Source organism: Teredinibacter haidensis (assembly GCF_014211975.1).
Classification (GTDB): domain Bacteria; phylum Pseudomonadota; class Gammaproteobacteria; order Pseudomonadales; family Cellvibrionaceae; genus Teredinibacter; species Teredinibacter haidensis.
The window spans coordinates 2943486-2956028 of sequence record NZ_CP060084.1; the positions used below are offsets into that span (position 1 = coordinate 2943486).

Annotated in this window: 11 protein-coding genes; 10 read left to right on the forward strand and 1 reads right to left on the reverse strand. The window is 43.0% G+C overall.

The annotated features are described in order from the left end of the window. Positions 1 to 23: 23 nt before the first annotated feature. From urtB to H5715_RS11740, 9 genes are all read left to right on the forward strand, one after another. Positions 24 to 947 carry an urea ABC transporter permease subunit UrtB gene (gene urtB / locus H5715_RS11700; protein ID WP_075187717.1) on the forward strand — a complete coding sequence of 308 codons (924 nt, stop codon included), beginning with the start codon at positions 24 to 26 and terminating at the stop codon, positions 945 to 947. A gap of 34 nt (positions 948 to 981) precedes the next feature. After that, positions 982 to 2139, forward strand: a complete 1158-nt coding sequence (gene urtC, locus H5715_RS11705) for an urea ABC transporter permease subunit UrtC (protein WP_075187718.1) — start codon at positions 982 to 984, stop codon at positions 2137 to 2139. 46 nt (positions 2140 to 2185) lie between these two features. Next, positions 2186 to 2932, forward strand: a complete 747-nt coding sequence (gene urtD / locus H5715_RS11710) for an urea ABC transporter ATP-binding protein UrtD (protein ID WP_075187719.1) — start codon at positions 2186 to 2188, stop codon at positions 2930 to 2932. A 17-nt stretch (positions 2933 to 2949) separates the two neighbouring features. Further along, positions 2950 to 3639 (forward strand): urea ABC transporter ATP-binding subunit UrtE, encoded by a 690-nt coding sequence (gene urtE / locus H5715_RS11715; protein ID WP_075187720.1) that lies wholly within the window; start codon positions 2950 to 2952, stop codon positions 3637 to 3639. Between the two features lie 345 nt (positions 3640 to 3984). Further along, complete coding sequence (fmdA, locus tag H5715_RS11720) at positions 3985 to 5217, forward strand: formamidase (RefSeq protein ID WP_075187721.1); 1233 nt, start codon at positions 3985 to 3987, stop codon at positions 5215 to 5217. A 125-nt stretch (positions 5218 to 5342) separates the two neighbouring features. Beyond that, entirely contained in the window at positions 5343 to 5693 is a 351-nt protein-coding gene (locus H5715_RS11725; RefSeq protein WP_075187722.1) for a zinc ribbon domain-containing protein, read from the forward strand. 29 nt (positions 5694 to 5722) lie between these two features. Further along, on the forward strand, positions 5723 to 5998 hold the full coding sequence (locus H5715_RS11730) for a hypothetical protein (protein ID WP_139309922.1): 276 nt from the start codon (positions 5723 to 5725) through the stop codon (positions 5996 to 5998). Between the two features lie 114 nt (positions 5999 to 6112). Further along, positions 6113 to 6829: a DUF4197 domain-containing protein gene (locus H5715_RS11735; protein WP_075187723.1), complete on the forward strand. Its 717-nt coding sequence runs from the start codon at positions 6113 to 6115 to the stop codon at positions 6827 to 6829. Between the two features lie 1191 nt (positions 6830 to 8020). After that, on the forward strand, positions 8021 to 9538 hold the full coding sequence (locus H5715_RS11740; RefSeq protein ID WP_083608232.1) for a peptidoglycan-binding domain-containing protein: 1518 nt from the start codon (positions 8021 to 8023) through the stop codon (positions 9536 to 9538). Positions 9539 to 9637: 99 nt separating this feature from the next. On the opposite strand, the gene H5715_RS11745 is transcribed toward H5715_RS11740, so the two are convergent. Beyond that, on the reverse strand, positions 9638 to 10282 hold the full coding sequence (locus H5715_RS11745; RefSeq protein WP_075187724.1) for a S1 family peptidase: 645 nt from the start codon (positions 10280 to 10282) through the stop codon (positions 9638 to 9640). Positions 10283 to 11379: 1097 nt separating this feature from the next. Here H5715_RS11745 and H5715_RS11750 point away from each other — a divergent pair. Then, entirely contained in the window at positions 11380 to 12042 is a 663-nt protein-coding gene (locus H5715_RS11750) for an outer membrane beta-barrel protein (RefSeq protein ID WP_075187725.1), read from the forward strand. The last annotated feature ends 501 nt before the right edge of the window (positions 12043 to 12543 follow it).

Here is a 12543-nt window from a genome sequence, read left to right on the forward strand (position 1 = left end):
AACGTATTTAATGAGGCAATTACATGGGCGAATATACGTATAGCGAGCTTGGATCTATATTAGCCATGCAAGGTTTTGCAGGTTTTAGCCTGTTCAGTGTTTTGCTGTTGATGGCATTAGGCTTGGCCATTATTTTTGGCCAAATGGGCGTTATTAATATGGCCCACGGTGAATTTATGGCTGTAGGTGCTTATGCAACTTACTTCATGTCGACATTTACCGAAACTTACTTACCCAATTTAGTTCCCTACTATTTCGTTCTCGCCATTATTGTTTCATTTTTTGTGGCGGGCGCTCTGGGGTATTTATCTGAATTTGTCCTAATACGACACCTATATAAAAGACCGTTAGATACTCTGTTAGCCACCTGGGGGTTAAGCCTAATTATGCAGCAAGGCTTTAGGTCATTGTTTGGTGCGCGTGAAGTGAGCCCAACATTGCCAGATTGGTTACTCGGTTCCTATCAGCCAATTGAATCTATCGATATACCGCTTAATGGGATATTCGTCCTCGCATTAACCTTTGTGGTCACGCTGGGAGTCTATTATCTAATGTTTAAATCTCGTTGGGGCTTGCGCGTACGAGCGACTACCCAAAACCGGGTAATGAGCGGTGCAGTCGGAATTAATACGAGCAAAGTTGATCGCTACACATTTGCACTAGGATGTGGCATAGCGGGCATTGCTGGTGCAGCGTTTACTACAATTGCCTCTACTGGTCCGACTACAGGGTCGCTCTATATTGTAGATACATTCATGGTTGTTGTATTTGGTGGTGCTGCCAGCCTATTCGGCACAATAGCTTCGGCCTTCACTATTGCACAGGCTCAGTCAATTCTTGAGTTTTTCATTAGCGGGTCAATGGCAAAAGTTTACACATTACTTGCTCTGGTCTTGATCTTGATGTTCAAACCGGAAGGGCTATTTGCCAGCAAAGTACGTCGCTAGAACGAAAGACCGAATATACAGCACGGAGTACATTATGCGTTTTCTATACAAAAATCTAATGGGCGGAAAAAACGGGTTCGCGGGATTTGTTATTCTCGCAATTCTCATTCTTTTTATCTTTCCAACGTTTCTTGATCTTTTCCGGTTAAACCTCGTCGGAAAATATCTTACCTACGCTTTTGCTGCGGTAAGCCTCGTATTACTTTGGGGATACGGCGGTATTCTTAGCTTGGGACAAGGAATCTTCTTTGGGCTGGGCGGTTATGGAATGGCCATGTTTCTGAAACTGGAAGCCTCTTCTCCGGAAAATACGGCCATTCAGTCCACACCAGGAATTCCAGATTTTATGGACTGGAACCAATTAACCGAATTACCCTGGTTTTGGGAACCCTTTACCAGCTTACCTTTTACTATATTAGCGATACTGGTTATCCCGGCTCTATTTGCTTACATAATTGGCTCTGCAATGTTCAAACGCCGTGTTGGTGGGGTTTACTTTGCCATCATCACGCAGGTCATTGCCGTGATATTAACGGTGTTGATTGTAGGACAACAAGGTTTGACCGGTGGCATCAACGGTATTACCGATCTCCGCACCTTGAATGGCTGGGATATTACATCCGACGCGGCCAAATACGTTTTCTACTATCTTAACTGCGGACTGCTACTAGCCGTCATTATTTTAGGCAGATTCATTTTAACCAGTAAATTCGGCCGACTTTTACTGGCAATCAAAGATAAGGAAGATAGAGTACGATTTTCAGGATATGACGTTTCCACTTTCAAAATATTTATTTTCTGTATTGCTGCACTTATTTCGGCCATTGGTGGCGCAATGTTTACGCTACAAGTGGGGTTTATGTCCCCGTCATTTGTTGGCATTGTCCCCTCGATCGAAATGGTAATTTTTGCAGCCGTAGGTGGGCGTATGTCTTTAATCGGCGCTGTTTATGGAACACTTCTAATAAATTTTGGAAAAACCATTTTCTCTGAATCGTTTCCAGAGCTTTGGTTATTCTTAATGGGAGGACTATTTATTGGCGTCGTTATGTTTTTCCCCGACGGATTGGCTGGTATATGGGAGAAATATGGGCACCATGTAACGGATAAATTGAAATTTTGTATACGCTATTTAAAGCCATTTACAAACGTTTCAAAACGCCTTTGGGCTAATGCTGAACAAACTGACTAATTACGAATAGACTCAATCTATCCAATCCAAGATTGTTGGAGCATACATGACCACAAATACTGATTTCACATTAGCAATCGAAAATTTAACGGTTTCTTTTGATGGGTTTAAAGCTGTAGACGATTTGAACTTGTATATTAGCGCCAATGAACTGCACGTCGTTATTGGCCCTAATGGTGCTGGTAAAACTACAGTATTAGATCTCATTTGCGGGAAAACGAAATCCACCACTGGCAGTATCAAGTTTCTAAACAAAGAACTTACTCAGTTGTCTGAGCATGAAATTGTACGCTCAGGTGTCGGCAGAAAATTTCAAACACCGTCTATATATGAAAACTTAACAGTACTAGAAAACCTTGAAGTCTCATACCCGTATGGAAGAGGAGTGTTTGGCTCCTTAACGTTTAAACGAACACCAAAAGTATTGGAGAAGATACACCAAATCGCTGATGAGATCATGTTACGTGATTCCCTAAATGTCGAGTCAGCTCTGCTCAGTCATGGCCAAAAACAGTGGCTAGAAATCGGAATGTTACTTATTCAAGAACCTCAACTCCTTATGCTGGATGAGCCGGTTGCGGGCATGAGTGTAAAAGAAAGGGAACAGACGGCGGATCTACTCAATAAAATTAGCAAAGGTCGATCTGTTTTAGTGATTGAACACGATATGGAGTTTGTTGAACGTATCGCTGATAAAGTCACCGTATTACATCAAGGTAAAATACTTGCTGAAGGCAAGATGAATAATATTCAAAATGACCCGAAAGTCATTGAAGTGTATTTAGGCCATTAATATTATCAGGTAATCTTATGCTAAATGTAGCCGATTTAAATGTATGCTATGGACAGAGTGAAGTTATTCATGACTTAAACTTTACCGTACCAAAAAATGAAACCCTAGCGATAATGGGGCGGAATGGCATGGGTAAAACAACGCTATTCAAATCATTGATTGGTATACTACCCTTATCAAACGGACATATTACTATCGATGGTATCGATGTATCAAAAAGTGTAAGTTATCAGCGTGTTGAAAATGGAATTGCCTATGTCCCTCAAGGCAGAATGATTTTCCCTTCGCTCACTGTGCAAGAAAATATCGAAACAGGAATGGAGGTTTCGAGACTCAAAAAAATACCTGACGAAATTTACGCGCTCTTTCCTGTCTTACGAGATATGCGACATCGAAAAGGCGGCAACCTATCTGGCGGCCAGCAACAACAGTTAGCCATTGCTAGAGCCCTAGTAACGAACCCAAAGGTTTTGCTATTAGATGAACCTACAGAAGGCATTCAACCTTCAATTATTAAAGACATAGCCAACGTATTAAACGAAATAAAAAAAATTCGCGACATTACCATTATTGTGTCAGAGCAGGTATTAAGCTTTACAATGGCAGTCGCCGATCGAATTATCGTGATAGACAAGGGGCGTTTCATCCACGAGGACATGAGAGAAAACGTCGACACCAATAAAATTAAGCAGTATTTGTCCGTATAGACTACCACTCAAATATTGGAGCTCATCCAGGCTGTAATATTTGGGTTTTCGGTTTCTCCCCAAACAAATTCTAATCTATATTTCCCACTTAGAACTCTATCCAAAATCTCTGGCGATTGTTAGATAGTTTTTTTAATGCGAGAAAATTTATACTCATAAAAAACTCTTCTCTATTTGTATATGCGTTAAATGACGTAGTTTCCTGGGGAGTTTATCGAATACTCAATTGCACTTTATCAACCGATAATATCCATACAGATTAACGTTTTTAGGCTCACAAGATACTTAATTCAATCTATATCGATGCACAACCGCATTTTGAAATTGACTCTGGGAGTAATAACTATGACAGAAACTATCATCAAAGTAGATCTAAAAGAATCACCTTATACGAATGAAAAAATCCATAATCGTTGGCACCCAGACATTCCAATGGCTGCTAGGGTTAAACCTGGCGATGATTTTAAAATCGAATGCTATGATTGGACCGGTGGACAAATAGAAAACAACGACGATGCAGCAGACGTACGTGACGTAGATTTGAGTCAGGTACATTTTTTGTCGGGCCCTGTCGGGGTTGAAGGCGCTGAGCCAGGCGATTTGTTAGTCGTCGACATTTTGGATATTGGCACCTTTGAAGAAAGTCAATGGGGGTTTAATGGCTTTTTCTCTAAGAAAAATGGAGGCGGATTTTTAACAGAGCATTTTCCAGAGGCCCAAAAATCTATTTGGGATTTCAACGGTATGTTCACTAAATCCAGGCATATTCCCGGCGTGGAATTCGCGGGACTCATACACCCTGGTTTAATTGGTTGTTTACCATCCAAAGAAATGCTTGCCGAATGGAACACAAGAGAGAAAGCGCTTTATGACACCGAACCCAATCGAGTACCAGAGCTGGCGACCTTACCCTATGCTGACACAGCCCATTTAGGCACTCTCACAGGCGAAGAGAAAGCAGCAGCAGCAGCAGAAGCTGCGCGAACTGTTCCACCGCGCGAGCACGGTGGAAACTGCGATATTAAAGATTTGTCACGCGGATCTAAAGTTTATTTCCCGGTATATGTTGACGGCGCGGGTTTATCCGTTGGCGACCTTCACTTTAGCCAAGGTGACGGTGAAATTACATTTTGTGGTGCGATAGAAATGGCGGGATGGATTCATCTTCGTGTGAATCTTATCAAGGGCGGCATGGAAAAATATGGCATTAAAAATCCAGTTTTTAAACCCAGCCCTATTGCACCTAAATACGATGATTATTTAATTTTTGAGGGCATTTCAGTAGATGAGGGAGGTAAGCAACATTACCTAGATGTGCATATTGCTTACAGACAGGCTTGTTTAAACGCCATTGAATATCTCACTAAATTCGGCTACACCAAAGCACAAGCTTATGCCATATTGGGCACCGCGCCAGTACAAGGGCATATTAGTGGTGTGGTAGATATTCCAAATGCCTGCGCCACTCTATGGTTGCCAACCGATATATTTGAAAAGGATATTCAGCCCAATGCAGACGGCCCCACTGTTTTTTATGACGGCTCGACTGACGTACCACTTGCGCCAGATTTAGAGTAAAGATTCGGAAGTTGATTAATTAATTTTATATGTCGCTCAATGCCTGTGCTGTCTTACGTTCTATGACGCTGATAGCACAGGCGTAACAAGCTGTTTATAAATGACACGAACCCTAGGAGAGCAATATGCCCGTTTATGATTACAAATGCCAACAACACGGTGTATTCTGCGAACTTGCAAAATTGGAAGATTCATCAAAACCGAATATTTGTCCACAATGTAAAGAGCTCGCTCCTCGCATCATCATGGTCTCGCCAGAAATACTGGACATGGCGCCGTCAAAACGTCATGCGCATGAAACGAATGAGAAGGCCCAGCACGAACCTGCTTATTCAACAAAAGAACGACGCGAGAATGACGAACAGCATTCTAATGGTTGTGGTTGTGATAAAAAATCAAAAAAATCGAAGCTATTCTATACTGCAGCAGGCGAAAAAATGTTTCCGTCAATGCGGCCCTGGATGATTAGCCATTAAAAAATGAATTTAAATGGTTGGCTAGCTACTTGTCAATCAAGCATAGACGGCAGTTTACCGCCTATCGCCGAAAGGAGTCCAAAGCCTGTCGTATGCGTGAGACTGGCGAATACGACAGGGCAGCGCTGCACGCCCACAAGGGGCACCCACATCAGTTAGCCCGCAACACATCCGGTATAGCGCGACCAAACACGGTACTGCGTATTTCGTCGGACTCATCCCCGCCCGGACAGCCCCGCTACACACGATTCGCCCCTCTATCAGTGCCTTCGTTGGATGTAGCGGCATTAAAGCTAACCGGATAGTCAGTATTAGCATTAAGAAGGGGCTTCTGGTGCCAAAAATATGAAGGCTAGCTATCTCCTCTCCGTGCTCCGCATAAAACCCTGTATCATCCCCCCAAACTTTTTGGAGCTAAAATGATGAATAGAAAATTACTGTCTCTGGTGTTGCTAGCTACCCTGAGTACCGGCTGTGAACACCTACCGCAAATAATCGAAACCGGTGCCGCTATCTCTCAGTCTGCGGGCGTGAACCCCACGCAGCTCAGTGATGGAATTAAGCAGGCTCTCGAGCTGAGTACGGGTCGCGCCAGTGATTTACTGTCACAGAGTGGCGGTTATAGCGACAGCTCGGAGTTTCATATTGGGCTGCCGCCCTCGGTGCAATCTGTCACCAATACGATGAAAAAATATGGGTTAGCCAAGCAAGTGGACCAAGCGGAGTCTTTGATGAACCGGGGTGCAGAATTGGCCGCTGGCGAAGCTAAGGCGGTATTTATTGATGCCGTTAAGCAGATGAGTGTCGACGACGCCATGGGCATCATTCGCGGTGGCGACACGGCAGCGACTGATTATTTTCGTGCTCAAACCCAAGGCCAGTTATTAGAACGCTACCGCCCTATTATGCAGGGTCAACTGCAGAAGCTGGGTTTCTACGAGCAATATCAGAGTTTGTTGAGCGGGTATAAGCTGTTGCCGATGGCCAACAAGCCTAATCTCGACCTGGAAGAGTACGCGATCAATCAGGGCGTAACGGCCTTATTCACTCAAATAGCACGGGAAGAACAGAAAATTCGCGCGAACCCGGTAGAACAGGGTACGGCGTTGATATCTGCGGTGTTTGGAGAAAAATAAATAACAAATATCCCACGACAGTATCACAAATAAGTCGATGTTTAATTGAAACGATAGCATTACTAATACGTGCAATTTAATCGAAACATTAACGAGCAACCAAGTTAATGTGTATGACGGTTCTAATTACAGAGATTAAGCAACAATTACGACGTGCAATCATTACCAGAACAAAGGTCCGCTTCTAGTTATTGAGAAACGTAGCTCAGAACCCAGCTATTATTGCTAGCTGGGTTCTGAAAAAAACTGACAACAACCGTAGCCCCTTTTGCTTTAAAAGACGCCTTTTATAATCATTTCGCTGTGTACCCTAAAACGGGCACGAGAAGCCTGAGCCTAACGTTTCGACCGCAGGTAAAACTATCCTCATCTGAGAAATTCCCACGCTGTAGCCGCTATCTAATTGGAACTGTATTCTGGTATGCGCGTTGTAGTTCACAAAAACTGTTGTAGTCATCTACCACAATCTGCCATCTTCGATAGTGGCGCCCCTTGAGCAACACAGCCGACCATCGGACTAAATAATTTTATATTTCCGAAGAGCCCTAAAGGTGGATCCGTTAGCATAGCGGGCACACGGCCGATACTGGCGAAAAATCATTGTCACGAGCGGGTCGCGATAGAAAGTATTTGTTGTAATAGACCACACAATATCTGGCGACATATTCCCTTTATTCTTAAAAATAACTTATGTCTACATCGGAATAGTGGTGGACAAATAATCTAAACAGTTTAACCAAAAGAATAAATTTCTAGCGAGGGCATTTCTTCGTTATAGGTCTATCCTAAGACGGCGAATGGGCGCACAAGCGTAACTGACACCTAACTCCCCAAGAGAATTTAGATGCTATAGAAATTAATTACGCCATTTTTTTAAATGTGGTGTGGATGCGTATGGAAATTTGTGGGCACTGGTCTAAGCTTTGTGCTTACATTTTACTCTTGTGCAATATAATAATTTATTTGGCTTTTATAATTTTTGGTTATTGGCCTATTTTCAGCATTCATCGTTACACCGAGACGACTTTGCCCCATATGTAACCCAAATTTCAATTGCTCAACAAGGAGTAGCATGTGAAATCCGGCTCGTTTTCGTCACGAATAATGTCATTATTTTAGTTTTATCTCTTACCCAATATTTTTATTTTCTCTCTCTGATTAAATTTATTTAAAGCCTACAAGGAGGTCATTATGACTAGGTTATTTACACTTACGCTGATCGCACTGGCAGCAAGCTTGTCTAGCTGTGCAAGCAACGACAAATCCACCGCAAGCGCAACACACACGGGGAATCGCACAGTCGATTCAAACGAAGCACAAGTAGTACTCCAATCGGAACAGGATTTACAGTCGACCTATGAGAACAGCGCTCAGCCTGCTCAAGCACTGGAAGGCAATTCGATGCTACCACCTAATGCGAAGCCGGGAGAGTGTTACGCGAGAGTTTGGGTCGAGCCGACGTATTCAACACACACCAAGAAAATTGTTACACGAGAAAAATCGGAGAAATTTGAGGTAATTCCAGCACGGTATGAATGGGTCGAGGAGCCTGTTTTGGTTCAGCAGGCATCTACAAAACTTGTTGAAATTCCCGCTAGTTATGATTCTGTAAGCGAAAAGATTCAGATTTCCGACCATCAACGTACATGGATGAGCAAGCTCTCTAATGGCAAGCCCGTGAGTGAAGAATTATTACGCTCGGCGCAAGCATCAGGAGTGAATATCGAGTCCGCTGAGCCCGGCGTGTGTTATCACGAACATGTAACACCTGCAGAGATGAAAGCAGTATCCAAGCGCGTCGAAATAGAGCCTGCCAGCTTCCGTATTGAAACGGCTTCAGCTGAGTATCAATGGGTTGAAAAGCAACGTTTGATCAAAGAAGCTTCGACGCAAATTGCCGAAATTCCAGCGCGTTATGAAACATTCTCTGAGCAGGTGGTTGACCGCCCTGCACATACCTCATGGAAGAAAGGCGCAGGCCCTGTCCAACGCATGAACGACGCAACTGGCGAAATTATGTGTTTGGTTGAAGTTCCAGCGACATACAAAACCATTAGCAGTAAGCGTGTTATTTCGCCAGCTCGGATAGAGACAAAAGTGATACCCGCTGAATATGAGACCGTCAAAGTTAAGGAGCTTGTGATACCCGCTTCGGAGAATAAGATCGAGATTCCTGCTAAGTATGAAACCATTACTTACCATGAAAGTGCCGGAGGGCCGCAATTCCACTGGCATGAAATTCATGATATGAGCATGACCAAGGCGAGCAGAACGGGTAACCAGATTTGTCTCACTGAAAAACCTGCGCAATTTAAAACGGTTCAGAGGAGGGTTCTTTTGACTCCTGCAAGCACTCAAACCGTCGAGATACCCGCAGTTTACGAGACCAAGAAGGTGAACAAGCTTATTAGTGAAGCGCATGAAATGAAGGATGTTATTCCGGCAACTTACGAAACAGTAGAATATCGAAAACTTGAAGATGAAGGAAAAATGGAATGGCGCTCAATCCTTTGTGATACTAACGCGACCCCAGTTCTAGTCACCAATTTGCAGCGAACTTTAAACGAAAAAGGCTTTAATGCTGGCGCGGTAGACGGTGTAATCGGACGCGACACTATCAAGGCCATTAATGCCTATCAGGCAGAGAATGATTTACCACAGGATCGATATATCAATATGGAAACGATTAGGCATCTCAATTTACTGTAGTTTTCTCCGCACCCGCGCTTGAAAAAACGTAATCATAGGCCCGCCTCTAACGAGAAGGGCCTTTTCTTATCCATTATTTAACAAATTGAATGGGGTGCGTCAGGGGTAGGTGCTGGCAAGACGATTAGTGTTTTCCCAAATAAACTCTTCAATAATGTTAGCTGGCACGGACGTGGAGTCGCCAATGTTGACGTAGTCACCGCCATCAATACGCGCAACGAATCCGTGAACAACACCTGCAAGTGAATATTGCCCTCGGTCACAAGCTAATAAACCGCCGCCGGAAGTACCGTGATTAACATGGCTCGTTGTATACAGCCTACCGTTCATTTTTTCTTTGTATAAACCTAGCGATAGCTTTTGAGAGGAAGCTAAAGGGTAGCCAAGCACCCAGACCATCTCATCTGCCTGTAAAGCGTTGCGCTTGAGTTGAACAGGTTTAAGGTGTTTTGTATCGACGGATAATAGTGCCAAATCATTATTTTTGTCGATGGAGAGAATACTTGCAGCTCTGTCCTCACCATCAATATGAACGTAGACACTTTCATCCTTATCGATTGTATGTGCGACAGTTATGACCATGTTGTCGCCAATAACAACACCGCTACCGAATCCATAGTCACCGGATCGGATCTGGACAACGGCTTGCTTGATCACGTCACCAGGCTGAGAACAGGTTACTTGGGTGCCAGCTGTCGTACAACCCAGCACAAACACACACAATAGCATTACAATAATTCGCATATAAGTAGCACCTAAGTATTACCCAGTTTGGCTCGATTATAAGCATAGAGAATTATTTGTCACCCGAAAAAACACGCTTATTCAAAAATGGTTTTTCAGCGGCAAGAACCCCTCAAAAAGCGTTAGATGCATTTAGGGGAAGTAATTTGGAAGATTAGGGCAAGCGAGTTAATACATCGACAGCTGTAAGGTTGTATTGATCCTAACCGCATAAAGCCACTATCAGGCTCTGAGGCTGTCGCACGGAGTTGCGCGCAAACCAGAAACTACAGTATGGTAAACGTTAAAGACAAGATTACATTTTACAATCTAGAATTAACCAAGATGGATTAAGTACTGCTGATATTGGCGCGTAATTAAACGTTTGAGCACTAGTGATCGTTTTCCGGTATCCACTCCACACAGCGTTGATTATACTAACAACCTTGTTTATGATCGTGACCGTCACTCGGCCGACGTTGTGGAACTGAGTCAAATCGACCCTCTCAGCGGAGACAAGGTTGTATTTGTTGCATAGAACTGCTCGGCACACTATTTAGTATCTTTCCTGTCGCGCGATTAATAAAATATTTTATTCAAATCTCCCGAAAAAGGGACAGTTCACTTTCTCAACCCGGCTACTGCTTTTTCCAAAAAGGTTGGGTAGGTTTATTTAATCTAAACGAATAGAGAGAGCGGCGTGCATACCTCACCCATATTTATCTGTGGGCGTACACCTCTAGTGAGGTTAGTTGGAATATAGTTCGCGCATACCTCGTTAACCACGAACTAATGTAAAGTTCAAAACAGCCAAAAAAATATTGCCTTGCGCATCTCGTAAGGTTTCCGCTCTCCCTTTTAATACTATTTTTTCATGTGAGGTTCTTTAAGTAAATCAAAAAAACCACACAAGATTCAATTTTTACTCTTGCCCGGAAAACTAACGTATTATACTCCGCTCTGTTTTACTCAAAAAAATAAATCAAGTGCTTAGATCATACAACAACGTAATATTTTAATATCGAATACTGAGATGCGTCTTGTGCATTTCATCTCACCTGACCATATCGTTGTTCTGTGGTTTGGTGCATCAATGAGAACAGCAAAATGGAGTTTCTATGAATAAAGTATTATTTTTTCTTTGCCTATCGATTGTATCAAAAACAGCTTTTGCTGAAGGGAAATGGTCTGCGGAGTTCCTATTGGGAAATGGTTCTTTTGACCTATCATCTGGAATTTCCGGAACTTTCGACGACGAAATATTTTCAGAAAAGATCGAAGTTCCAAACATTGACAATACCGCAATATATGGCCTTAGAGGAACTTACACATTCAATAGCTATATAGGCATTGAATTTGGCTACCGTGATTTTGGAGAATCGGAGTCTGAATATATTGACGACTTTGACGATACGATAAACGACAAAATCAAAACTGACGCAATACTTTTTGGTGTGAAAGGCGCTTACCCAATATCATCAGATTTTTCGGTCAATGGGCGGATCGGACTGGCAAACTGGGGGATAGACAGTAAATCAACAGACTCGTCTACTCCCGGCGAAACGTATAGAAGCAACGAGGACGGGCAAGACATATACTATGCAGTAGGCGGAGAATACAGCTTTAACGAGAAAATGTATGTGGGGCTAGAGTACGCGATTTACCCACTAGAGTGGACGAATTCAGAGAAGGGCGAGCTAGAAAACATCCAATATGAATACACAATAAAGCAAAAGCTCGAAATCCAAACGGTTTCTTTATCAATAGGAATAAAGTTCTAAACGGTATAAGCTTTACGTAAGCTGGAGAAGCATCGCCGGATGCTTTTCCAGCTGATAAAAGCCGACATATGATTGGTTTAAACGTTAGTCGGCGGTGACTGGCTTACTATCCCCCCCCATAAAACCTCGCAGCATCTATTCTACAATTTCGATCTTTGAAAATCGTCACTGCAAAACGACGTATTATCGAGCCTACCCACATCGCACTATTTTACCGCCGCCAAGCCCATGGAGGTGGCGATAGCCACCTCCAAAACAGTAACGCTATCACATATTAGCTGGTAACGTGTCATTGGCTTGTATCCACGGGCTGCCGCATTATTGTCAAATATTGTGTGTTTCGATCATATACCTCGAAATACTATCTGTGAACTCGTACACAACAATCCAGAAAAAAACGCTTTACCGAAAACAAGAGTTTCCCATCCAATAAATCGGTTCTTGGCGAGATAAAAGGAAACCTTGAAGTCCAAATATATTTGGACTTCATCAGCGCTACCT